The 23,576-nt window shown below is 72.9% G+C and carries 16 protein-coding genes, 1 tRNA gene and 1 pseudogene; 7 read left to right on the plus strand and 11 right to left on the minus strand.

The annotated features are described in order from the left end of the window. A pseudogene (locus tag OO57_RS43145) lies at positions 1-730 on the plus strand (site-specific integrase); the annotation flags it as partial. A 349-nt stretch (positions 731-1,079) separates the two neighbouring features. Here the strand turns inward: OO57_RS43145 and OO57_RS33355 are convergent. The 3 genes from OO57_RS33355 to OO57_RS33365 all read right to left on the minus strand — a co-directional run bounded on the left by OO57_RS33355 (position 1,080) and on the right by OO57_RS33365 (position 3,360). After that, a tRNA-Pro gene (locus OO57_RS33355) sits at positions 1,080-1,153 on the minus strand. Between the two features lie 147 nt (positions 1,154-1,300). Next, positions 1,301-2,596: an MFS transporter gene (locus OO57_RS33360; protein WP_081974147.1), complete on the minus strand. Its 1,296-nt coding sequence runs from the start codon at positions 2,594-2,596 to the stop codon at positions 1,301-1,303. Between the two features lie 146 nt (positions 2,597-2,742). Continuing rightward, positions 2,743-3,360 carry a TetR/AcrR family transcriptional regulator gene (locus OO57_RS33365; protein WP_033256520.1) on the minus strand — a complete coding sequence of 206 codons (618 nt, stop codon included), beginning with the start codon at positions 3,358-3,360 and terminating at the stop codon, positions 2,743-2,745. Between the two features lie 128 nt (positions 3,361-3,488). Here OO57_RS33365 and OO57_RS33370 point away from each other — a divergent pair, with 128 nt between their 5' ends. After that, positions 3,489-4,208 carry an SDR family oxidoreductase gene (locus OO57_RS33370; RefSeq protein ID WP_033256511.1) on the plus strand — a complete coding sequence of 240 codons (720 nt, stop codon included), beginning with the start codon at positions 3,489-3,491 and terminating at the stop codon, positions 4,206-4,208. Positions 4,209-4,277: 69 nt separating this feature from the next. Here OO57_RS33370 and OO57_RS33375 read toward each other — a convergent pair whose 3' ends face one another. Further along, positions 4,278-4,805, minus strand: a complete 528-nt coding sequence (locus tag OO57_RS33375) for a YbhB/YbcL family Raf kinase inhibitor-like protein (protein ID WP_051778575.1) — start codon at positions 4,803-4,805, stop codon at positions 4,278-4,280. Between the two features lie 346 nt (positions 4,806-5,151). On the opposite strand from OO57_RS33375, the gene OO57_RS33380 reads away from it, so the two are divergent. Next, positions 5,152-6,036, plus strand: coding sequence for a helix-turn-helix transcriptional regulator (locus tag OO57_RS33380; protein ID WP_234337614.1), 885 nt, complete (start codon positions 5,152-5,154; stop codon positions 6,034-6,036). A gap of 143 nt (positions 6,037-6,179) precedes the next feature. On the opposite strand, the gene OO57_RS33385 is transcribed toward OO57_RS33380, so the two are convergent. After that, the gene (locus OO57_RS33385; protein WP_033256512.1) at positions 6,180-6,878 is read right to left on the minus strand and encodes a type 1 glutamine amidotransferase domain-containing protein; all 699 of its coding nucleotides are present in this window, start codon (positions 6,876-6,878) and stop codon (positions 6,180-6,182) included. 147 nt (positions 6,879-7,025) lie between these two features. On the opposite strand from OO57_RS33385, the gene OO57_RS33390 reads away from it, so the two are divergent. From OO57_RS33390 to OO57_RS33400, 3 genes are all read left to right on the plus strand, one after another. Next, positions 7,026-8,072, plus strand: a complete 1,047-nt coding sequence (locus OO57_RS33390; RefSeq protein WP_051778576.1) for a LysR family transcriptional regulator — start codon at positions 7,026-7,028, stop codon at positions 8,070-8,072. A gap of 212 nt (positions 8,073-8,284) precedes the next feature. Continuing rightward, a complete protein-coding gene (locus tag OO57_RS33395) occupies positions 8,285-10,351 on the plus strand; it encodes a phosphocholine-specific phospholipase C (RefSeq protein ID WP_033256513.1) in 2,067 nt (688 codons plus the stop codon). Between the two features lie 287 nt (positions 10,352-10,638). After that, positions 10,639-11,682, plus strand: a complete 1,044-nt coding sequence (locus OO57_RS33400; protein WP_033256514.1) for a hypothetical protein — start codon at positions 10,639-10,641, stop codon at positions 11,680-11,682. A 118-nt stretch (positions 11,683-11,800) separates the two neighbouring features. On the opposite strand, the gene fusA is transcribed toward OO57_RS33400, so the two are convergent. The 6 genes from fusA to OO57_RS33430 form a co-directional block, all read right to left on the minus strand. Beyond that, a complete protein-coding gene (gene fusA, locus OO57_RS33405) occupies positions 11,801-13,924 on the minus strand; it encodes an elongation factor G (RefSeq protein ID WP_234337615.1) in 2,124 nt (707 codons plus the stop codon). A 428-nt stretch (positions 13,925-14,352) separates the two neighbouring features. Continuing rightward, on the minus strand, positions 14,353-15,039 hold the full coding sequence (locus tag OO57_RS33410; RefSeq protein ID WP_234337616.1) for a TetR/AcrR family transcriptional regulator: 687 nt from the start codon (positions 15,037-15,039) through the stop codon (positions 14,353-14,355). Positions 15,040-15,319: 280 nt separating this feature from the next. After that, entirely contained in the window at positions 15,320-16,753 is a 1,434-nt protein-coding gene (locus OO57_RS33415; RefSeq protein WP_033256526.1) for a GH1 family beta-glucosidase, read from the minus strand. A 76-nt stretch (positions 16,754-16,829) separates the two neighbouring features. Further along, on the minus strand, positions 16,830-17,732 hold the full coding sequence (locus tag OO57_RS33420; RefSeq protein WP_033256515.1) for a carbohydrate ABC transporter permease: 903 nt from the start codon (positions 17,730-17,732) through the stop codon (positions 16,830-16,832). Positions 17,733-17,736: 4 nt separating this feature from the next. Continuing rightward, positions 17,737-18,696, minus strand: a complete 960-nt coding sequence (locus OO57_RS33425; RefSeq protein ID WP_033256516.1) for a carbohydrate ABC transporter permease — start codon at positions 18,694-18,696, stop codon at positions 17,737-17,739. Between the two features lie 98 nt (positions 18,697-18,794). Then, on the minus strand, positions 18,795-20,105 hold the full coding sequence (locus OO57_RS33430) for an extracellular solute-binding protein (protein WP_033256517.1): 1,311 nt from the start codon (positions 20,103-20,105) through the stop codon (positions 18,795-18,797). Between the two features lie 309 nt (positions 20,106-20,414). Between OO57_RS33430 and OO57_RS33435 the strand changes: the two genes are divergently transcribed. Then, the gene (locus tag OO57_RS33435) at positions 20,415-23,330 is read left to right on the plus strand and encodes a glycosyl hydrolase (protein WP_033256518.1); all 2,916 of its coding nucleotides are present in this window, start codon (positions 20,415-20,417) and stop codon (positions 23,328-23,330) included. Positions 23,331-23,576 lie beyond the last annotated feature (246 nt).

Below are 23,576 nucleotides of genomic sequence, written 5' to 3' on the forward strand. Positions count from 1 at the left end.
CACGCTCTCCAGCGCCCTGGGCAGCGCCGTCCGCACCCACCGGCTCCCCTTCAACGCGGCCCAGCCCCTGCCCATGCGCCGGCCCCGCGCCGACGAGCGAGTGCCCTGGAGCGCGGAGCAGGCCGTCGACTTCCTCGCCCACTGCCGAAACGTCGACCCCGCCTTCGCCGACCTCTTCGAGAGCATCATCGGCACCGGGCTACGGCTGGGAGAGGCACTCGGCCTTCAACGTCCCTGCGTTCGCATCGACGAGCGCGTCATGTTCATACGCCACACGCTGTCCGCGATCGACAACCACGAACTCGTCCTGACCGCACCGAAGACGAAGAAGAGCCGCAACTGGGTGCCCCTGTCCGAGCGCGTCGCCGGAGCACCGCCACCGTCAACGGCCACGTCTTCCAGGGCGCGGACGGCAAGCCCCTCCACCCGGCCGCGGTCCGCCGGCGCTTCCACGAGCTACGCGAGCAGGCCGGACTCCCCCACGTCACCATCCACGACCTGCGACACCTCGCCGCCACCCTCGCCCTGGAAGGCCATCTCGAAGACGTTGCGGCACTCCACCCTGTCGACCACCGCGAACATCTACAGCCACCTCACCTGGGACGTCGCCATGGCCGCAGTCCACACCATCGAAGACAGACTCCGCCTCGTCGAGGCCCGCGCGCATGGCGTTGACACCCCCGCCCCCAGCGGCGCTGCACCAACCCCGCTCTTCAGCCACGCCGCCTGACGGCTACGCAGTCGCGCGCTACACCAGGGGCACGCAAAACACCGGGCAGCCGGTCCACAGCTGACGTCTCCTCAAGCGACCGCCCACAAGCGGATGCCCCGGGTCTCACAGGCCTGCCCGCCCACAGAAGAATCAACGCCACTCCGACGCCGAACCAAGCCCGAACGACCCGCCAGCCGCGCTCATCTCGCCTACCGAGGAGAGAACGTCACCCCAAGGCGCTCACGAGCGTAGGACGTACCCTCGGAGCATGGCGTTAACGAGCGTTCACGACCACACTGCGACCACTACAGCAAAAGGCCGTCTCCGCTGTTCAGCGAAAACGGCCTCCGACCTGCGTAAACGCCGGTCGGGACGACAGGATTTGAACCTGCGACCCCTTGACCCCCAGTCAAGTGCGCTACCAAGCTGCGCCACGTCCCGTGGTCGTCCGCCCGGTGGCCCTGGTGGGCTCCTTGGCTTTCTGACCTTGCCCCCGATCTCTCGGCGACGTGGAAAACAATACAGCACGTCGGGGGGTGCTCGCTGCCAGGTTTCGGGGGTGTGGCGGGTGGGTGGGGTCGCGGGTGGTCAGGGGGTGGGGTGGCGGGCGTCGTAGCGGAGGAAGGCGGGGCGGCGGGCGGCGAGGTAGAGGACGGCGGCGACGCAGGCGAGGCCGCCGGTGAGGATGGAGACGGTGGGGCTGGTGAGGGTGGCGACGGTGCCGGATTCGAAGTCGCCGAGGCGGGGGCCGCCTGCGACGACGACGATGAAGATGCCCTGGAGGCGTCCGCGCATTTCGTCGGGGGCGGCGACCTGCATCATCGTGTTGCGGAAGATCATCGAGACGGTGTCGGCGCAGCCGGCCGCGGCGAGCAGGAGCAGGCCGAGCGGGAGGTTGTGGACGACGCCGAAGGCGGCGATGGCGAGGCCCCAGGCGGCGACGGAGGCGAGGACGGCGACGCCGTGGCGGTGGATGCGGCCGATCCAGCCGGAGAAGAGGCCGCCCGCGAGGGCGCCGATGGCGGGGGCGGCGGCGAGCAGGCCGACGGTGCCGGCGTCGCCGCCGTAGAAGGGGAGGACGATCGCGGGGAAGAGGGCGCGCGGGAGGCCGAAGATCATGGCGGCGAGGTCGGCGGCGAAGGAGGTCCGCAGGTTGGGCCGGCTGCGCAGGAAGCGCAGGCCGTCGAGGACGGTGGCGCGCTTGCCGGTGGTGGTCTGCGGGCGCATCGCGGGCAGGCGCCACATCGCGTAGAGGGTGGCGGCGAAGGCGACGGTGTCGATCAGGTAGGCGCTCTGCGCGCCGTACGCGGCGACGGCGACGCCGCCGAGGAGCGGGCCGACGGTCTGGCCGAGGTTCATGCCGACGGTGTTGAGGGCGTTGGCGGCGGGCAGCTGCTCGCGCGGGACGAGCCGCGGGATCATCGAGGAGCGGGCGGGCGAGCTGACCGCGAAGAAGCCGCCCTGGAGGGCGACGGCGACGTAGAGCAGGACGATGGAGCCGAGGTCGAGCAGGGCCTGGGCGGCGAGCAGCGCGGAGACGGCGGCGAGGCCGCCGGAGCCGATCAGGCCGAGGCGGCGGCGGTCGACGCGGTCGGCGATGGCGCCGCCGTAGAGGCCGAAGACGACCAGTGGCACCAGGGAGCAGATGCCGACCAGTCCGGTGAGGAAGGTGGACCCGGTGAGGTCGAAGACCTGGATGCCGACCGCGAGGGCGGTCATCTGCTGGCCGATCGAGGAGACGGTCTGCCCGAACCAGAGCCGCCGGTAGTCGGGGCTCTGCCGCAGCGGGGTGAGGTCGGCGAAGGCTCCGCGGGTGAGGCGGCGCAGCCCCGTCGGGGCGGGTCGGGGCGGCGGGGACGGGCGGGAGGGTGTTTCGGTGGGCACCCCGCCATGCTCGTCCAGCCGTTCGACGGCCGTGCGGGCGGGGTACGGGTGGACATCCTCCGGCAACATTCCGCGGCGACGCCCGGGGGCGACGCACCATGGACGCCCCGCGTTCCCGTGCCCCCGCGCCCCCGCGCCCCCGCGCCTCAGGCTCGCAGCAGGGTGCAGGTGAGGAGCGCGGCGAGCCGGTCGTCGAGGGGTTCGCGGGTGGCGAGCAGCCGGTACCAGAGGAGGCCGAAGGCGAGGTCGACGGCGGTGGCGGGGGTGAGCTGGGGGGCGAGGGCGTCGGCGGCGTGGGCACGGGCGAGCAGGGTGCCGAGGGCTTCGCGGCGCGGGTTCAGCAGGGTGTCGCGGAAGCGTTCGCCGAAGGCGGGGTCGATCTGGGCCTCGGCCATCAGGGCGCGCAGGGCGTCGCCGGTGGGTGGGGTGGCGGCGGCGAAGGTGGCGGCGAGGAAGGCGTGCAGGTCGGCGGCGTGGTCGCCGGTGTCGGGCAGCGGGATGCGCCGGCGGGCGTGGGCGGTGAGCGCTTCGAGCAGGACGTCGGCCTTGCCGGGCCACCAGCGGTAGACGGTCTGCTTGCCGGTGCTGGCCCGGGCGGCGATGCCCTCGACGGTGAGGCGGGCGTACCCGGCCTCGCCGAGCAGCTCGTACGCGGCGGCGAGGATCGCGCGGCGGCTCTCCTCGCTGCGTCGGCGGCCCGGCCGTACGGGAGTTGACGTCTCGTCGGCCGGTTCGGCCGGTTCTCGGTTCGCTTGCTCGATCACGGCGTCCACGCTACCTTAATTCGAGACGAGACGTCGCGGTTCGAAATTGCGGACCGGCGGCTCGCCCGGACCGACGAACGCACGTCGACGGAACGCACGTCCACGGAACACCTGGGGAGAGAGCACACATGAGCGAGCGCACTGCACTGGTCGTCGGCGGCACCTCCGGCATCGGGCTGGCCACCGCCCGCCAACTGCGCGCCGAGGGTGCCGTGGTGCACGTGGCGGGCCGCAGCAAGGAGCGCCTGGAGGCGCTCGCGGTGAGCGACCCGGAGCTGATCGGGCACCGGGCGGACGGCGGCGACCGCGAACAGGTCACCGAAGTCCTGGAGACCATCGGCACCCTGGACTGGCTGGTGGTCGCACTGAGCGGCGCCGAGGGCGCGGGACCGTTCGCGGAACTCGACCTCGGCGCCCTGCACGGCGCCTTCGAGGCCAAGTTCTGGGGGCAGTTGACCACGGTGCAGGCCGCACTGCCGCACCTGTCCGAGAGCGGATCGGTCACCCTGGTCACCGCGATCTCGGCGCGCACCGGCATGCCGGGCACCGCCGGACTGGCCGCGGTGAACGGGGCCCTGGAGGCGATGGTCCGGCCGCTGGCCGTGGAGTTGGCCCCGCGCCGGATCAACGCCGTCTCCCCCGGCCTGGTCGACACCCCGTGGTGGAGCGGCCTGCCGCAGGACGCCCGGGAGGCCTACTTCGCCCAGGCTGCCGCCCAGTTGCCGACCCGACGGATCGCCTCCGCGGAGGACGTCGCCGAGGTGGTCGTGCTCGCCGCGACCAACCGCAACCTCACCGGCACCGTCCTGGAGGCCGACGGCGGCCTGCGCCTCACCACCATCAACTGACCAGCGCCGTCAACTGATCCGCGCCGCCAACCGCCCGGCGCCGTCAACCGGCAGCCCTTCGGGGCGAGTTCACCGGGCGGCCAGCGCCGTGGTCTGCGCGTATCCGATGATGTGGCTGCCCATCGTAAACGCGGTGACGGTCGGCGGCGTGGCGGCGGGCAGCGCCAGGCTCGGCGTGTCCAGGGCGTAGACGGTGATCCGGTAGCGGTGGGTGCGGTCGCCGACCGGCGGGCACGGGCCCAAGTAGCCTTGCGCACCGGCCGCGTTGGTGCCGACCACCGCACCGGTCGGCGGGGTCTGCGACAGGCCGGTGGTGGTGGCGGGCACGTCCCAGACCAGCCAGTGCCAGAATCCGGAACCGGTCGGCGCGTCCGGGTCGAACATGGTGACAGCGAAGCTCTTGGTCCCGGCCGGGGCACCGCGCCAGTTCAGCCGCAGCGGCTGGTTGCCGCCGTCGCAGCCGAACGAGTTCGCCCAGTTCGCGTCCGGGAAACGGCCGTTGGCCAGGTCGGGGCTGCTCACGGTGAACTGCGCCGCCCCCGCCGGGACCCCGGCCCGGACCGAGACCCGTCCGAAGTCCCCCACCTCGCCGCGCACTCGGGCACTCGAATCGCCGACTCCCAGCAGTGTCAGGGCAGTTGCAGCGGACAACAGGACGGCTGCGGCACGGAACGGGCGCGACCGCAGCACAGCGGACGGAGCCGGAGCCGGAGACGAAGACGGGGCAGGAGGCGAAGAGGAAGCAGGGGCGGTGCGGGCGGAACGTGACATGGCGCGGAATCTCCCAGCGGTCGTCGGGTTCGGCGTGCTCTGGCACGCTCTGGCGTGCGACGCCCACTCTCGCCCGCCGCCCGCACCCCGGGGAGACCTTCCGGATGCTGGCACTCGGCGTACCAGCCTCGGCGCTGGACGTCCGCCCCGACCGGCGCCGATGATCGGGGGCATGACCGAGCACGTACCGCCCCGCCAGGCCGAGCTGGCCGCCTTCCTCCGGGCCAAGCGCGCCCGCCTGCAGCCCGAGGAGGCCGGGCTGCCGCGCGGGCCGCGCCGCCGCACCCCGGGGCTGCGCCGCCAGGAGGTCGCCCAGCTCGCCGCCGTGAGCGTCGAGTGGTACGTACGCCTGGAGCAGGGACGGGTCGGCACCCCGGGCACCGCCGTCCTGGACGCCCTCGCCGAGGCCCTGCGCCTCACCGCGGACGAGCACCGGCACCTGCACCTGCTCGCCCGCGGGGAGACCCCCGTCCTCCCCGCGGGCAGCTCCCGGCAGCCCGCTGACGTCCGCACGTCGCTGCGCCAACTCCTGGACGGCATACCACTGTTCCCCGCCTACCTGACCGACCACCGGCTCGACGTGCTGGCCCACAACGCGGCCGCCCGCGCCCTGTTCGGCCCCGGGTTCGGCAGCGGGCTCGCCGGCAACACCGCCCGCATGCTCTTCCGCGACCCGGCCACCCGCACCGCCCAGCTCGACTGGACCCGGGTCGCCCGCGAGACCGTCGGCCACCTCCGCACCGCCGCCGCCCGCCACCCCGACGACCCCCAGCTGGCCGCGCTGATCACCGAACTCCGCTCCCACAGCCACGAGTTCACCCTCTGGTGGAACGACCACACCGTGCTCGAACGCTCCACCGGCACCAAGCGCGTCCGCCACCCCGAGGCGGGCGAACTCCGCCTCCACTACGACATCCTCACCACCGGCCCCCACCACCTCTTCACCCTCACCCCCGCCGACCCGGCCACCGACCGCACCCTCCGCCACCTCGTCACCACCCACACCGCCGCCCTCACCGCCACGCACACCACCGTCCGCCCGATCACCGCCGCCTGAGCGTGCCGCCCGGCACCCGGCTGCCCGGGCAGCTCGCCCCCTCGGGCGGCCCACCGCCCGGGGTAGCCCACCGCCCGGGTAGCCCACCACCCAGGCAGCCGAGTGACCGGGGTAGCCGAGTGACCGACCGACTCCGGTCCGCCTCAGCCCAGTTGCTTCAGCAGCTCCTGCGCCAGCGGGGCCGAGGAGGCCGGGTTCTGGCCGGTCACCAGGTTGCCGTCGACGACGACGTGCGGGGTCCAGGGGGCGGCGGTGTCGAGGAGGAGACCCGCTTCGGCGAGGCGGGTCTGGAGGAGCCACGGGGCCCGGTCGGCGAGGCCGGCCAGGGTCTCCTCGGCATCGGTGAAGGCGGCGATGCGGCGACCGGCGAAGGCGTTGCGGCCGGTGGCCGGGTCGACGGCGGCGAGCAGGGCGGCCGGGCCGTGGCAGACCACGGCAAGGGGCTTGCCCGAGGCGAGGGCGCGGACGAGCAGGCGGCCGGAGTCGGCGTCCCGGGCGAGGTCCTCCATCGGGCCGTGCCCGCCGGGGTAGAGGACGGCGTCGTAGTCGTCGAGGTCGACGTCGGCGATGGCCAGCGGCCGGTCGAGTTCGGTCATCTCGGCCAGGGTGTCGGCGAGTTCGCGGGCCTGCTCGGCGCCGCCGTTGGCGTCGGGTCCGAGACTGGCCGGGTCGACGGGCGGGACGACGCCGCCGGGCGTGGCGACGACCACCTGGTGGCCGGCCCCGCGCAGGGCGCGGTACGGGGCGGCGGCCTCCTCCGCCCAGTAGCCGGTGGGGTGTTCGGTGCCGTCATTGAGGGTCCAGCGGTCGGCGCCGGTCATCACGAACAGGATCTTCGACATCTCGCGTTCCTCCGGGGAGCGGGCTGGTGCGTCGTGCTTGCACCCCGACCGTAGACCGGACGAGCCATCGGTATCCAATGAGCACGCCGATGGCACCCATCGGTTGTCCGATGCCTCGTCCTCCCGCTCCGGCAGTACGCTCGCCCGATGGACGACCACCTGCCGCCCGCCGCCACCAAGCCTCCGGCACCCGCCGCCACCGCACTCCCGCCACCCATCGCCGAGCCGCCGGACCTCAACCAGCTGCGCACCTTCCTCGCGGTGTACCGCCTGGGCTCGTTCACCGCCGCCGCCCGTCGGCTCGGCCTGTCGCAGTCGACGGTGACCGCCCAGGTCCGCGCGCTGGAGCGGCGGCAGGGGCGGGAGCTGTTCGAGCGGCAGGCCCGCGGCGCGGCGGCGCTGCCCGCGGCGGACGAGCTGGCCGCGCGGGTCTCCGAGCCGCTGGACCGGCTGGCGGACGCGACGGAGCAGCGGCCGACGGCCGAGCCGGTGCACCTGGCCGGGCCCGCCGAGCTGCTCGGCACGCTGGTGCTGCCCGCGCTCGCCCCGCTGGTCGCGGCCGGGGTGCGGTTGCGGATCGCCACCGGACTGACCGACCCGCTGCTGGACGAACTCCGTTCCGGACGCCACGACTTGGTGCTCTCCACCCGCCGCCCGACCGGCCGGGCACTGACCGCCGTGCCGCTCGCCGACGAGGAGTTCGTCCTGCTCGCCGCCCCCGACTGGGCGGACCGCCCGACGGTTGCCGACCCGACGGTTGCCGACCCGGTGAAAGGCGCACCGGCGAAAGGCGCACCGGCAGAAGGCGCACCAGCAGAAGGCGCACCGGCGGCGGACGCGGCCGAGTTGGCCACCGTGCTCCCCCGGCTGCCACTGGTCAGTTACGCCGAGGACCTGCCGATCGTCCGCCGCTACTGGCGGCACGTCTTCGGCCGTCGGCTGCACGCCCGGGCCGCGGTCACGGTGCCCGACCTGCGGGCGGTGCGCGCGGCGCTGGTGGCCGGCGCGGGCTGGAGCGTCCTGCCCGCGTACCTGTGCCGGGACGAGTTGGCGTCCGGCGCGCTCGTCCCGCTGCTGCTGCCGGACGACCCGCCGATCAACACCGCGTACCTGGTGCACCGTCCGGAAGCCGCCCCGAACCCCCACCTCGCCACCGTCCGGGAGCACCTGCTGGCCGCCGCCCGCCACTGGTGACCCGCCCCTGGTGACCCGCCCCTGGTGGCCACCCACCGCCGGTGGCCGCCCACCGCCGGTGCGACCGAACCGGGTGGACTTGTCCGAACAACTCGATGCGTTCGCCCGACGTACGCCGCCCGGTCACGAACGGGACGACGGGCGGTACCCCGGGGGCGCTGTCCTGGGGGCGCCCTCCCTCCGCCCCTCACCCCGTAGAGGTCGTGTCACCCATGGCTGCTGTCGAACCGAATCGGCGTCGTTTCCTCCAACTGGCCGGTGCGAGCCTGGCGTTCTCGGCGTTGGCGCCCAGCATCGCGCGGGCCGCGTCGATCGCCCCGCAGGGCAGTACGGGCACCATCCAGGACGTGCAGCACATCGTGGTGCTGATGCAGGAGAACCGGTCCTTCGACCACTACTTCGGCGCGATGAAGGGGGTGCGCGGCTTCGGCGACCCGCGGCCGGTGACGCTGCCGAGCGGGAAGCCGGTCTGGTACCAGGCGAACAGCGCGAAGAAGGAGATCCTGCCGTTCCGGCCGCAGGTGAACGACCTCGGGATGCAGTTCGTCCAGGACCTCAACCACGACTGGGCGGGCGGCCACAAGGCGTTCAACGGCGGCAGGTACGACCAGTGGGTCCCGGCCAAGACCGCGACCACGATGGCGTACCTGACCCGGCAGGACATCCCGTTCCACTACGCGCTGGCCGACGCGTTCACGCTGTGCGACGCCTACCACTGCTCGTTCATCGGCTCCACCGACCCGAACCGCTACTACATGTGGACGGGTCACACCGGCAACGACGCGACCGGCGGCGGCCCGGTGCTGGGCAACCAGGAGGCGGGCTACTCCTGGACGACCTACCCGGAGCGGCTGGAGGCGGCCGGTGTCTCCTGGCGGATCTACCAGGACGTCGGCGACGGCCTGGACGCGGCCGGTTCCTGGGGCTGGATCAGTGACGCCCACCGCGGCAACTACGGCGACAACTCCCTTCTCTACTTCAACAATTACCGCAACGCCAAGCCCGGCGACGCACTGTACGAGAAGGCCCGCACCGGCACGAACGCCAAGGCGGGCGACGGCCTGTTCGACCAGCTGCGCCGGGACGTCGCGGCCGGGACGCTGCCGCAGGTCTCCTGGATCGTCGCCCCCGAGGCGTACACCGAGCACCCCAACTGGCCTGCGAACTACGGCGCCTGGTACGTCTCGCAGGTGCTGGACGCGCTCACCTCGAACCCGGACGTGTGGGCCCGCACCGCGCTGTTCGTGACCTACGACGAGAACGACGGCTTCTTCGACCACGTGGTGCCGCCGTTCCCGCCCGCCTCCGCCGACCGGGGCCTGTCCACGGTCACCACGAGCGCCGACTGGTTCGCGGGCAACGGGAGTTACGCCGCCGGGCCGTACGGCCTCGGGCAGCGGGTGCCGATGCTGGTGGTCTCGCCGTGGAGCACCGGCGGCTACACCTGCTCGGAGACCTTCGACCACACCTCGATCATCCGCTTCGTCGAGCGGCGCTTCGGCGTCGTGGAACCGCACATCTCCCCCTGGCGGCGCGCCATTTGCGGCGACCTCACCTCCGCCTTCGACTTCACCGCGAGCAACCCCGCCCCGGCCGCGCTGCCGTCCACCGCCGCCTACCTGCCCGCCGACCGCAACCGGCACCCCGACTACGTCCCGGCCCCGCCCGCTACCGGTGTCATGCCGCGGCAGGAGGCCGGGGCCAAGCCCACCCGTCCGCTCAAGTACGCGCCGTACGTGGACGGTTCGGCCGACGTGTCGACCGGAAAGTACGCCCTCGCGTTCAGCGGCGGACCGGCCGCGGGCGCCCAGTTCCTGGTCACCTCGGCGAACCGCACCGACGGGCCGTGGACGTACACCGCCGAGGCCGGGAAGTCCGTCTCCGACGCCTGGAACACCAGCTACTCCAAGGGCGTCACCGACCTCACCGTGTTCGGACCGAACGGCTTCCTGCGGCGCTTCCGCAACCCCGGCAAGACCGCGGGCCCCGAGGTCACCGCCCGCCACGACGCCGCCACCGGCAACCTCGCCCTGACCTTCACCAACCCGGCCGGGGCCGACGCCGTCCTCACCGTCACCAACGCCTACGCCGGGGCCCCGCAGGCCGTCACCGTCCGCCGCGGCAGCACCGTCACCCTGACCGTCGACCTCTCCGCCTGCCACCGCTGGTACGACCTCACCGTCACCTCCGACCGGAGCGCCGACTTCGTCCGCCGCCTGGCCGGACACGTCGAGACCGGCGCCCCGTCGCTCTCCGACCCGGGCCTGCTCACCTACTGACCGCCGCCCGGACCTCCTCCGACCCGAACCCCGTCCGCCCGAACCCCGTCCGCCCGAACCTCCGTCAGCCCGCCCGACCAGCGGTTGGACCGCCCGCCAGGTCCGACGGTGTCCGAACCCCGTGCCGTCGGCTCCGGCCGGGGCCACCGGCCGCGGCCCGCACCCTTTGACACCGGGCACCCCAATGGTCTAGACCTACCCCAGACTGGTCGAACGGGCTGACGGAGGAACGGCGGCGATGCACACGGTGACCTGGTCCGGCCGTCGCACCCCTGGCGTCGGCTGAGATGCCCGTCGCCCTCCAGGCGTTCGGCCTGAGCGACCCGGCCGGTCGGCTGTACCGCGAACTGCTGCGCACCCCACGGGCGGCGGACGCCGAACTGACCGCCCGCCTCGGGCTCGCACCGGAGCAACTGCGCTCCGCCCGCGCCGAACTGGCCGACCTCGAACTGCTCCGGCCGTCCTGGGACGACCCGTCGCACCTCCACCCGGTGGTGCCGGAACTCGGCCTGGCCGCCCTGCTGTCCCGCCGCGAGGCCGAACTGCTCTCCCGGCGACAGGAGTTCGAGCGGGCGCGGGCAGCCTTCGGCCAACTGCGCGCCGAGGCCGACTCCGAGCGCCACCACACCAGGACGGAACACCTGATCGGGGCGGACGCGATCCGCACCCGCCTGGCCGAACTCGGCGCGGGAACGTCCGCCCAGGTCCTGGTCCTCTCCCCCGGTGGCGGACCGGCGAACGCACCGGACGAGCGGAACAGGCCGGGCGGACCGGGCGAACCGGACGGACCGGACGGACCGGCAACAGGCCCGCTGGGCGAGTCGCTGAGCGCCGAACTACTGGGCCGGGGAGTCGAGTTGCGCACCCTGTTCACCGACGCGGTACGCCGCCACCCGCCCACCGTGGAGCACGCCCGCCGCCTGGTCGGGCTCGGCGGACAGGTCCGCACCGCACCCGCACTGCCGCTGCGCCTGGTCGTGCTGGACCGGGAGACCGCTCTGCTGCCGCTCGACCCTGAGCGCGCGGACACCGCCACCGTGCTGCACGGACGAGGGCCGGTCGCCGCGCTGTGCGCGCTGTTCGACGGGCTGTGGCACAGCGCCGCACCGCTCTGCCACCCCCGGGGACGCGACCTGAACGGCATGACGGCGCAGCACTACGCCCTGCTGCGGATCCTCCAGCAGGGCGACACCGACATGGTCGTGGCCCGGAAGCTCGGCGTCTCCGAACGCACCGTGCGACGGCTGACCGCCGAAGCGCTGGAGGTGCTCGGCGCCCGCAGCCGCTTCCAGGCCGGAGCCCGCGCCGCCGAACGCGGCTGGCTGCACTGACCCCGGGCCCGAGAACCCGGGCCCGGTCCCGGACCCGAACCTAGACCCGGCCCCGAACCCAGACCCAAAGCCGGGCCCCCGTCCCACCGAAGCAGCGGAACGGGGCCCGGCCGGGCCGCTACTGCTGCGCCCGCGGCGCCGGGGCGTACCCGGCGGGCCGGGTGGTGAAGGTGCCCCGGCCCTGCGTGCGGCCGCGCAACGTGCCCGCGTAGCCGAAGAGTTCGGCCAGCGGAACGGTCGCCGTCAGCACCGCGCTGCCGCCGCGCGGCTCGGAGCCGTGCACCCGGCCGCGACGGGCGGACAGGTCGCCGAGGACGCCGCCGACGCCGTCCGGCGGCACCGTCGCGACCAGCTCGACGACGGGCTCCAGCAGCAGCGGGCCGCCGCGCCGCAGCGCCTCGCGCAGGGCGAGCCGTCCGGCGGTGCGGAACGCCAGGTCGGAGGAGTCCTTGACGTGGGTCGCCCCGTCGGTGAGGGTGACCCGGACGCCGGTGACCGGGTGGCCGAGCGGGCCGTCCGCGAGGGCGTCCCGGCAGCCCGCCTCGACGGCCTGCACGAACTCCTGCGGGACGCGCCCGCCGGTGACGGTGGAACGGAACTCGAAGCCGTCCGTGCCGGGTTCGCCGAGCGGGGCGACGTCGACCACGACGTGCGCGAACTGGCCGGAGCCGCCGTCCTGCTTGACGTGCCGCAGGACGAGGCCGGTGACCGCCGCGGAGAGGGTCTCCCGGTAGGCGACCTCCGGCCGTCCGACGGCGACCTCCAGCCCGGCGCGGCGCAGCTTCTCCACCGCGACCTCCAGGTGCAGTTCGCCCATGCCGGACAGCGTCCGCTGCCCGCTCTCCGGGTCGCTGCCGACCACCAGGGACGGGTCCTCCTCGGTGAGTCGGGCCAGTGCGGCGGCCAGCCGGTCGCTGTCCACCGAGCGGCGGGCCTCGACCGCGACGGTCACCACCGGGTCGGCGGCGACGGCCGGTTCGAGCACCAGCGGGGCGTTCGGGGCGCACAGCGTGGTGCCGACCTTGGCGCCCTTCGCGCCGACCACGGCGACGATGTCCCCGGCCACCGCGGTGTCGGTCTCGGTGTGCCGGTCGGCCTGCACCCGCAGGATCCGGCCGATCCGCTCGGTGCGTCCGGTGCGCGCGTCGAGCACGGTGTCCCCCTTCCGTAGCGTGCCGGAGTAGATCCGCAGGCTGCTGAGTCGGCCGGTGGTGCTCGCGGAGACCTTGAACACCAGTGCGGCGAACGGTTGTTGAGTGTCGGCGGCACGCTCCTGCGGCGCCCCGTCGAACTCCCCGCGCACCGGCGGGACGTCCAGCGGCGACGGCAGGTACGCGGTCACCGCGTCCAGCAGCGGCTCGATGCCGCGGTTGCGGTACGCGGAGCCGCACAGCACCACCACCGCCTGTCCGCTACCGGTGAGTTGGCGCAGCGCACCGACGAGCGTGCCGGACGCGAGGGTGCCGGTGGTGCAGTACTCCTCCAGCGCGGCGGGGTGCAGTTCGGCCACCGCCTCCGCGAGGGCCTGCCGCCGCTGGGCCGCCTCCGCTGCCAACTCCTGCGGGATCTCGCCGACTTGGACGCCTTCACCGGGCGCGGCACCGTCCGGCCAGGTCAGCGCGCGCAGCTCGACCAGGTCGACCACGCCCGCGAACCCGCCCTCCCGGCCGATCGGCACCTGCACGGCCAGCGGCACCGGGTGGAGCTTCTCCCGGATGGAGGCGACGGCGGCGTCCAGGTCGGCGCCGGGCCGGTCCATCTTGTTGACGAACGCGATCCGCGGCACGCCGTGCCGGTCCGCCTGCCGCCACACCGACTCGCTCTGCGGCTCGACCCCGGCGACGGCGTCGAACACGGCCACCGCGCCGTCCAGCACCCGCAGCGAGCGCTCCACCTCGTCCGCGAAGTCGACGTGGCCGGGGGTGTCGATCAGGTTGAGCAGGTGGCCGTCCCACTGGCAGCTGACGGCCGCCGCGAAGATGGTGATGCCGCGGTCGCGCTCCTGCGGGTCGAAGTCGGTGACGGTGGTGCCGTCGTGGACCTCGCCGCGCTTGTGGGTCTCCCCGGTCAGGAAGAGGACCCGCTCGGTGACGGTGGTCTTCCCGGCGTCCACGTGGGCGAGGATGCCCAGGTTGCGGACCACGCCGATCGCCGGATCGGCAACAGCGGCGGCAGTGGCAACGGCGGCGGTGGCAGTGGCAGTGGCAGTGGTGACGGCAGTGGTGACGAGGTCGGTACGCATGGCCCGTGGCCCTTCGGAGTTCGCTCCTGGAATCGGCAGCGCGATTCACGGCGCCGCGAGCGACGACCGCCGCCCCGACCGCACCCCGACCGAGCCGCCGCGCCACCGGGGCGCCTGACGTGCCGGACGGCACGCGGAACGGGAGGGAGGGATCACGGGGTCGAACGGGAGCTCGCAGCTCCTACCGGCGCCGGCCGCGCAGCGGGCACCGGCCCGCCCGGGACACCAGGATCACCTCGAACCGCGACGGGGGAACGACAGCAGCGGTGCCACGCACGACTGGTCCCTCCCTCTCGACGTCACGGTGCGCCCAGTCGGCCGATCGGCCCGGGCGTTCTCCAGCGAGCAGAGTCTAGGGACGTCCCGCCCCCGCCGTCACCGCATTTTCCGAACCGGCCAACTCCACTGCTTGCCAAAGGAGTCGGTGGTCACTCTTCCCATGCGCCGGGCAGCCGGTGCGCCGCCATGCAGGGCTCCGCCGCGGCCGGGAACACCGCCCGGTCGAACAGGTCGGCCAGCTCCCGGGCGCTCGCGGCCACGTCCGCCCCGGGTTCGCGCAGCAGCCGTACCAGGAGCGCGTCGATCGCCCCGCGCATGGCCGTCACCAGCACCCGGGCGTCGAACGATCCGAACTCCCCGTCCGCCTGCGCCTCCCGCACCACCCGCTCCTGCCGCTCCAGCACGGCCCGCCGACTCACCCCCACCTGGCCCCCTTCGGCGCCTCCACCTCCACCCCCGCCCCCGCCCTCACCCTCACCGTCACCGTCGCCGTGACCGTTCAGGATCTCCACCAGCGCGGCCAGTTCACGCGGGTGCGCAGCGGCCAGCTCGACGTTCGACTCGATGTAGGCGCGCATCCGGGCCCGCAGCCCGGTCTCCGCGTCGATCCGCGGCCGGGTGTACTCCTCCAGGACCCGCAACACCTCCGTCACCACCTCGCGCAGCAGGTCGTCCTTGCCCTCGAAGTGGTACGAGATCATGCCCGTGCTGCTCAACCCGGCCTGCTTGGCGATCCTCGCGAACGAGGCCTTGCCGTACCCCGAGTCGGCGATCACCTCGATGGCCGCCCCCACGATCTGCCGACGCCGCGCCGACTCGATGAACGTCCGCCCCACGACGACACCTCTCCTTGCTCGCCCGAGCAGCATCCCGCTCGGCCGCCCCGAAATCCGCTGAATCGAACAGGATTTCGCTCGCCCGAGCTGCCGCGAGCCGCCAAAGTAACGTCGACCTGCACGAACCGGCAAGTAACCACTCACCCGAGCAGACGAGCCGTCACCTCATCACCTCATCGCCCGAACACCCGCCCCGCGCCCCGGCGCCCCGGGGCGCACACTGGCCCCGGGACGCACAGTGGCGGCGGGGCGGCCCCGCCGCCCCACTCCCAACGGACCGTTACTCCGGCAGCGCCCCGTCCCGGATGACCCGGGCGTACCAGTGGGCGCTGTCCTTGGGGGTGCGGCGCTGGCTGGCGAAGTCGACGTGCACGATGCCGAAGCGCTTGCTGTAGCCGTACGCCCATTCGTAGTTGTCGAGCAGCGACCACAGGAAGTAGCCGCGGACCGGGGCGCCGTCGGTGATGGCGCGGTGGACGGCGGCGAGGTGGGTGTGCAGGTAGTCGATGCGCTCGGGGTCGTGGACGGCGCCGCTGGGGTCGGTGTAGTCCTCGTAGGCGGCGCCGTTCTCGGTGACCAGCAGCGGGACGCCGGGGAGGTCGTCGCGCAGGCGGGTGAGGAGTTCGTAGAGGCCGTCGGCGTCGACCGGCCAGCCCATGGCGGTGCGGGTGCCGGGGGCGGGCAGGAAGCGGATGCCCTGGTCGGCGGGCCAGGGACTGCCGCCCTGGTGGCCGTCGCCGCGCCGGGCTTCCGGGTCGGCCTCCGGGGCCTGCTCCTGTTCCGCCGCGACGACGGTGGGCGTGTAGTAGTTGATGCCCAGCGAGTCGATGGGGCGGGAGATCTCGGCGAGGTCGCCGTCCTGGACGAAGGACCAGTCGGTGACGTGCGCGGTGTCGGCGAGGACGTCCTCGGGGTAGCTGCCGCGGAACACCGGGTCGAGGAAGATCCGGTTGGCGAGGCCGTCGATCCGGCGGGCGGCGTCGAGGTCGGCGGGGTCGGTGGACAGCGGGCGGACGGCGGCCAGGTTGAGGGTGAGCGAGACCTGTGCGGTGTCGGGGAGTTCGGCGCGCAGCGCGGCGGTGCCGAGGCCGTGGGCGAGCAGCAGGTGGTGGTGGGCGGCGAGGGCGGCGGCGTGGTCGGTGCGGCCGGGGGCGTGGACGCCGTTGCCGTAGCCGAGGAAGGCGCTGCACCAGGGCTCGTTGAGGGTGGTCCAGGTGGGGATGCGGTCGCCGAGGCGGCGGGCGGCGAGGTGCGCGTACTCGGCGAAGCGGTACGCGGTGTCGCGGTTGGTCCAGCCGCCCTCGTCCTCCAGTTCCTGGGGCAGGTCCCAGTGGTAGAGGGTGGCGACGGGGGTGATGCCGGTGGCGAGGAGTTCGTCGACGAGGCGGTCGTAGAAGTCGAGTCCGGCTTCGTTGGCGGGGCCGCGGCCGCCGGGCTGGACGCGCGGCCAGGCGAGCGAGAACCGGTAGGCGCGCAGGCCGAGTTCGGACATCAGGGCGACGTCGTCGCGGTAGCGGTGGTAGTGGTCGGCGGCGATGTCGCCGGTGTCGCCGTTGCGGACGGCACCGGGGCGGCGGGCGAAGGTGTCCCAGATGGAGGGGGTGCGGCCGTCCTGGTCGGCGGCGCCCTCGATCTGGTACGCGGCGGTGGCGGCGCCCCAGACGAATCCGGCCGGGAAGCGGGCGGGCGCGGCGGCGGGGGAGGAAGTGGTCATGGGGAGAGTGTCGACGGTCATGTCGCGTTCCATCCAAAGGAGTTGAGGGTGTGTCATCCCAACGGGGCAGAAGGCGTCAGCCCTTGACGGCGCCCTGCATGATGCCGCCGACGATCTGTCGGCCGAGCAGGCCGAACACCACCAGGACGGGCAGGGTGCCGATCAGGGTGCCGGCCATCACCACGGACTGGTCGGGGACGTAGCCCTGGCCGAGCGACTTCAACGCGACCTGGACGGTGGGGTTCTGGGAGCTGAGGGCGACGATCGGCCAGAAGAAGTCGTTCCAGGTGGCCATGAAGGTGAGCATGCCGAGCACGGCCATGCCGGGGCGGGCGACGGGCAGCACGATCGAGCGGAAGATCCGCAGCAGCGAGGCGCCGTCCATCCGTCCGGCCTCGACGAGCTCGTCCGGCAGGGCCTGCACCAGGTACTGGCGCATGAAGAAGACGCCGAACGCGGAGACCAGCGAGGGCAGGATCACCGAGGGCAGCTTGTTCTGCAGGTCGAGCTTGACGATCACCATGAACAGCGGGATCACGCCGAGCTGCGGCGGGATCATCATGGTGCCGACGGTGAGCGCGAGCAGCGCGCCGCGGCCGCGGAAGCGGAGTTTGGCGAAGGCGAACCCGGCGAGCGTGGAGGAGAGCACCACGCCCGCGGTGACCACGGTGGCCACGATCAGCGAGTTGAGCAGCGCCTTGCCGATCTCGGCCTGCTGCAGGGCCTCGCCGATGTTGTGGAACAGGTTCGGCCCGGGCGTCAACGCGGGCGTGGCGCCGCTGAGTTCGGAGTTGGAGCGGCTGGCGGCGACCAGCGTCCAGTAGAACGGGAAGACGGCGAGCAGGGTGGCGCCGATCAGCACGGCGTAGGCGAGCGGTCCGCCGTGCAGCGGCGAGCGCGCCCTGCGGCTCCCCGAGCGGACGGAACCGCCGTTCGCCGCAACGGACTTGTCGAGCACCTGGGTGGTCACGTGGGTCATCGGGTCACCGGTCCGTACGGTTGCGGCGGGCGGCGATCGCCGCGTTGAGCAGGGCGAGCAGCACGATCAGCAGGAACATCACCCAGGCCACGGCGGCGGCCCGGCCGAGGTGGAAGAACGTCCAGCCCTGCTCGTACAGGTACAGGCCGAGGGTCTGGTACTGGTGCGAGATGCCGCCGCCGGAGTTGCCCTCGTACAGCAGGGGTTCGCCGAACAGCTGGGTGGCGCCGATGGTGGAGACGACCACGGTGAAGACGATGGTGGGGCGCAGTCCGGGGATGGTGACGTGCCGGAACTGCTGCCAGCGCGAGGCGCCGTCGACGGCCGCGGACTCGTACAGTTCGCCGGGGATGGACTGCATGCCGGCCAGGTAGATCAGTGCGTTGTAGCCCGTCCAGCGCCAGGTGACGATCGCGGAGACGCCGAACTGGGAGGCCCAGGTGTCGGCCTGCCAGTCGACCGGGTTCAGGCCGATGCTGCTGAGCACCCAGTTGATCAACCCGTAGTCGCGGCCGAAGAGCTGGGCGAAGACCAGGGTCGCGGCGGCGACCGAGGTGGCGTACGGCATCAGCATCGCGACGCGGAAGAAGGTGCGGCCGCGGAGCTTGTAGTTGAGCAGGTGGGCCAGGCCCAGGGCCATCAGCAGCTGCGGGACGGTGGAGAGCACGCCGATGGTGAAGGTGTTGCGCAGCGCGTTCCAGAAGAACGGGTCGGACAGCAGCCGGGAGTAGTTCTGGAAGCCGAGCCAGTCCATCCGGTCGGAGGTCTGGAGCTCGACCCGGTGCAGCGACACCCAGGCGGTGTACAGCAGCGGGAAGAGGCCGAACGCGGCGAACAGCCCGAAGAACGGGGCGAGGAAGCCGTAGGGGGCGATCCGGCGGCGCAGTCGGCCGGGCCGCTTGGCGGGCCGGGCGGGCTCGCCCGGCTTCGCGGCGGGCAGCCGGGCGGTGGAGCTGAGGGCCATGGGCGGGGTCCTTCGACGGGGGCCGCCCGGCCCCGCCGTTGCGCTGGGGGCAACGGCGGGGCGGGCTGCCCGAGTTGACTACCTGAGCTGACGTTCCGTCAGTTGCCGTTGGCCTTCTTGACGTTGTCCAGGGCGTGCTTCCAGGCGGTGTCGGGCGCGGTGTTGGTGCGCTCGACCTCGCCGAGGGCGTCGGTGAACGCCTTGCCGATCACGCCGTCGTCGGTGCCGAGCACCTGGGCGGGCATGGCGCCGGCCGACTCGCTGAAGATCTGGCCGATCGGCGCGTTGTTGAAGTACGGGTCGGTGACGTCCTTGATGGCCTCCTGCGCGCCCGTGGAGGACGGGAAGGAGCCCTGCTTGGTGAACAGGGTGGCCTGCTGCTCCTTGGCGGTCAGCCACTTGATCAGCTCGGCGGCCTCCTTGGGGTGCTTGGCGGTGCGCGGCACGGTCAGGTAGGAGCCGCCCCAGTTGCCGGTCTTGCCGGGGCCGGGGGCGATGTCCCACTTGCCCGCGCCCGCGTCGCCGGCCTGGCCCTTGATGTAGCCGATCATCCAGGCGGGGCAGGAGAGGGTGGCGAACTTGCCGGTGGAGAAGGCCTTGTTCCACTCGGGGGTCCACTGGGCGAGCTTGGCGGACAGGCCGTCGGCGACCAGCGCGGTGGCGTCAGTCCACGCGGTCTTCACGGCCGGGCTGCTGTCGTACACCGGCTTGCCGGACGCGTCGGAGTAGCGGACCTCCTGCTGGCCGACCTCGGCGGCGAACATGCCCGCGGCGCTGTCGGTCCAGGCGTTGCCCGCCTCGGCCTTGGCGGCGTACTGCTTGCCGAGGTCGAGGTAGCCCTGCCAGGTCGACCACTTGGCGGCGAGCTCGGTGCGGTCGGTGGGCAGCCCGGCGGCCTTGAACAGGTCGGTGCGGTAGCAGATCGCCTCGGGGCCGATGTCGGTGCCCGCGCCGAGGACCTTGCCGTCCGCGGTCTTGACCGCGGCGCCCTTCCAGGGGACCAGGCCGTCGTTGACGTCGCCGATGCCGAGCGTCTTGAGGTCGGTGAACTTGTCGGACTGCTTCTGCACCACGCTGGCCACCCGGCCGACCTCCAGGCCCTGGATGTCGGCGAGGCCGCCGCCGCCCGCGAGCTTGGTCTGCAGCGCCTGCCAGTACTGGCCCTCGTCCTGGGTGTCGGTCTGCTTGATGGTGATGTTCGGGTGGAGCTTCATGTACTCGTCGTAGAGCCCGGCCTCCTTGAACCCGAAGGTGCCGAACAGGTCCACCGTGATGGTCACCTTGCCGTCGGCGGAGTCCTTGGACCCGCTGCCGCCGGAGCCGGAGCTGCAGGCGCTGAGCAGGAGCGCGGCGGCGAGGACGGTGCTGCCCAGGGCAGCGGTGGAGCGGCGGACTCTCGGGGTAGCCATGCGAATGCCTCCAGGCGGGGCGGGAGCGTGGGTGGAGTGCGAAGAGGGAAGCTGGTGCCGATCGGTGGGCGCCCCATTTTCTGAGAGCGCTCTCAACCGATGCCGAGAGACTGCCGGGACCGAAGTTCCCTCGTCAAGACCTCGAAACCTGAACGTAATCTCCGGAACGAGTCGACCTGGGCTTTCGACTTCTGAACGCATCAGTGTGTGTCGGAGCGGTTGACACCCCTTCAGGCCCACCAATACGGTCCGCTGGCTGAGAGCGCTCTCATACTGAACCGCCCGCCCCCACTCAAGGTGGACACGATCATGAAGCTCCGCTCCCTGCGCGGCCCCACGGCCGCCCTGACCACCCTGGCGCTGGCCGCCGCGGCCACCCTGACGGCGGCGCTGACCGCCGGAAGCGCCTCCGCCGCCACGATCCGGGTCGGACTCGGCGGCTACGCCGACGCCCGCCCGGCCGGCACGGTCGGCCCGAGCAACTCCGACGGCGCGCCCGTCACCCCCAAGGTCACCCCGCGGATGGCCGGACAGGCCGCCCCCACCAACGACTGGTGGTCCTCGCTGATCTACCAGCGCTACGCGGGCAACCCGTACTCGGAGAACCTGTACGCCCACCCGATGACGTTCAAGGCCCAGGCCGCGGGCCTGGAGGTCGGCTACCCCACCACGCCGACGATCACCTCCGACGGCCGCCAGTACGACTACACCCACACCCGGGACCTCACCCTCGGCGTGGCCGGTCTGAACTCCCCCGACACCAAGGTCGACGGCTGGTCCGACTGGACGGTCACCCCGTACTGGGCGGACGGCGCGCACACCTTCAGCGCCACCGTCGGCCACGGCCTGCCCTACGTGTACGCGCACGCCACCGGCGGCGCCGCGCAGGTCACCACCGCCTCGGCGCCCACCGTCTTCAGCAACCAGGGCAGCGTGCTCGGCATCACCGTGGGCGGCCACAACTACGGCCTGTTCGCGCCCACCGGCAGCAGCTGGAGCGTCAACGGCACCACCCTGACCGCGAACCTCGGCAGCAAGGACTACTACTCGGTCGCGCTGCTGCCCTCCACCGCGGACCTCGCCCAGTTCCGCACGTACGCCTACAACTTCGTCACCGACACCAAGGTCGGCTGGAGCTACGACCAGGCCGCGGGCAGGCTCACCACCAGCTTCACCGCCACCACCAGCGCCCAGGAGGGCACCGGCACCGGCACCCTGCTCGCGCTCTACCCGCAGCAGTGGCAGGCCGCCCCGGACGCCCTGACCGCGCTGAGCTACACCTCGCCGCGCGGCACCATGAAGGTCCGCCAGGGCTCGTCCTTCTCCACCGTGCAGACCGTCACCGGCGTGCTCCCCTCGCTGCCCGACGCCGGTGCGTACGACCGCGCCGCGCTCGACGCCTACCTGCACCAGGTCTCCGACGCGAGCGACCCGTTCAACGGCGCCACCGACACCTACTGGGTCGGCAAGGCGCTCGGCCAGATGGCCCAACTCGTGCCGATCGCCGACCAGTTGGGCGACACCGCGGCCCGCGACAAGCTGCTCGGGCTGATGAAGGGCAAGCTGCAGGCCTGGTTCGCGGGCACCGGCTCGACCGGCTTCGCCTACGACTCCACCTGGAAGACCCTGATCGGCTACCCGGCCTCCTACGGCACCGACGCCGAGCTCAACGACCACCACTTCCACTACGGCTACTTCGTGCAGGCCGCCGCCACCGTCGCCCGCTACGACACCGCCTGGGCCGCGGACGCGCAGTGGGGCGGCATGGTCAAGCTGCTGGCCAAGGACGCCGCCAACACCGACCGCACCGACGCCCGCTTCCCCTGGCTGCGCAACTTCGACCCGTACGAGGGCCACGGCTGGGCCTCCGGCCACGCCGGGTTCGCCGCGGGCAACAACGAGGAGTCCTCCTCCGAGTCGCTGAACTTCAGCGCCGGACTGCTGCTGTTCGGCGCCGCGACCGGCGACACCGCGCTGCGCGACCTCGGCGTCTACCTGTACACCACCGAGGCCAACGCCGTTCAGCAGTACTGGTTCGACGCCGACCACCAGGTCTTCCCGGCCGCCTTCCAGCACTCCACCGTCGGCATGGTCTGGGGCTCCGGCGCCGCCTACTCCACCTGGTGGACCGCCGCACCCGGCATGATCCACGGCATCAACTTCCTCCCCGTCACCTCGGGTTCGCTCTACCTGGCGCGCCGCAAGGACGACCTGGCCGCCAACCTGGCCGAGCTGAAGGCCGGCAACGGCGGCGCGTTCACCGACTGGCGCGACCTGCTGTGGGAGGCCGAGGCGCTCACCAACCCGGCTGCGGCGAAGGCCGATTGGGACGCCGGGAAGGCGGGCTACACCCCCGAGGAGGGCGAGTCCAGGGCCCACACCTACCACTGGGTCTACAACCTGGCGACCCTCGGCACCCTGGACCCGGCGACCACCGCCGACACCCCCACCGCCGCGGTCTTCACCAACGGCACCACCCGCACCCACGTGGCGCACAACTACACCACCACCGCCCGCACCGTGCGCTTCTCCGACGGCTACGCGCTGACCGTCCCGGCCCGCTCCACCGCCTCCGAACGCGGCACCAAGCCCGACGGCGGCACCGGCGGCGCCACCAACTCGCCCTCCCCGTCGCCCTCTTCGTCCCCCTCCTCCTCCCCGTCCCCGTCCCCGTCGGCGAGCGCGTCCCCGTCCCCGTCCGCCTCCCCCAGCGCCCCGCAGAGCCACGCCGACACCCTCTACCTCCAGCCCGGCGGCACCCTCACCACCGCCTACGGCACCGGCGCCACCAGCAGCACCATCGCCTCCGGCGGCGGCGCCAACCACGACGGCACGCCCTACCAGCCGCTGACGTACACCGCCGCCCACCTCACCGGCACCCTGCGGGCCGGCGGCAGCACCGGCTTCGACCTGTACGTGGACGCGGGCTCCACCGTCGCCCTGGCCCAACAGGCCCGCGTCTCCTACGACTTCGACGGCAACGGCACCGTCGACCGGACCGAGACCTACCGGTACTTCGCCACCGACCCCGTCCCCGGCTGGGAGCGCTACGGCGCGGCCGCCGCGGGCCTGCAGTCCACCACCGGCGCCCCGCTCGCCAACCTGAGCAACGGCACCGTCAAGGTCGAGGTCTGGCCCGCCCTCGGCAACGCCCCGGCCCAACTGCGCACCGGCGCCACCCAGTCCCAGGGCAGCGCCTCCGTGCTGCGGATCCCCTTCGACTGACCCGGCCCATGTAACTGACCTGCTCGCGCCACGGCCCGCACCGCCGTCGCACCGCCCGACCCTGCCCGTAGGCCCGTACACCCGCCCGTACGCCCACCCGTACGCCCACCCGTACGCCCACCCGCCCGCTCGCCCACCCGCTCGCGACGAAGGAATCTCAATGATCGTGTCAAGCCGCCTGCGTGACCGGCGGGGCGGAGGTGAACAGCCTCTTGTCACGCAGCATCGCCCACAGGACATCGACCC

It is taken from the genome of Kitasatospora phosalacinea (genome assembly GCF_000717185.1).
Taxonomy (GTDB): Bacteria; Actinomycetota; Actinomycetes; order Streptomycetales; family Streptomycetaceae; genus Kitasatospora; species Kitasatospora phosalacinea_A.

Coding starts and splice junctions, on each gene's coding strand:
- OO57_RS33370 (WP_033256511.1), top strand. CDS start 3,489: ATGAGCGAGCGCACTGCACTGGTCGTCGGCGGCACCTCCGGCATCGGG.
- OO57_RS33435 (WP_033256518.1), top strand. CDS start 20,415: ATGAAGCTCCGCTCCCTGCGCGGCCCCACGGCCGCCCTGACCACCCTG.
- OO57_RS33385 (WP_033256512.1), bottom strand. CDS start 6,878: ATGTCGAAGATCCTGTTCGTGATGACCGGCGCCGACCGCTGGACCCTC.
- OO57_RS33420 (WP_033256515.1), bottom strand. CDS start 17,732: ATGACCCACGTGACCACCCAGGTGCTCGACAAGTCCGTTGCGGCGAAC.
- OO57_RS33395 (WP_033256513.1), top strand. CDS start 8,285: ATGGCTGCTGTCGAACCGAATCGGCGTCGTTTCCTCCAACTGGCCGGT.
- OO57_RS33380 (WP_234337614.1), top strand. CDS start 5,152: ATGACCGAGCACGTACCGCCCCGCCAGGCCGAGCTGGCCGCCTTCCTC.
- OO57_RS33390 (WP_051778576.1), top strand. CDS start 7,026: ATGGACGACCACCTGCCGCCCGCCGCCACCAAGCCTCCGGCACCCGCC.
- OO57_RS33415 (WP_033256526.1), bottom strand. CDS start 16,753: ATGACCACTTCCTCCCCCGCCGCCGCGCCCGCCCGCTTCCCGGCCGGA.
- fusA (WP_234337615.1), bottom strand. CDS start 13,924: ATGCGTACCGACCTCGTCACCACTGCCGTCACCACTGCCACTGCCACT.
- OO57_RS33430 (WP_033256517.1), bottom strand. CDS start 20,105: ATGGCTACCCCGAGAGTCCGCCGCTCCACCGCTGCCCTGGGCAGCACC.
- OO57_RS33425 (WP_033256516.1), bottom strand. CDS start 18,696: ATGGCCCTCAGCTCCACCGCCCGGCTGCCCGCCGCGAAGCCGGGCGAG.
- OO57_RS33400 (WP_033256514.1), top strand. CDS start 10,639: ATGCCCGTCGCCCTCCAGGCGTTCGGCCTGAGCGACCCGGCCGGTCGG.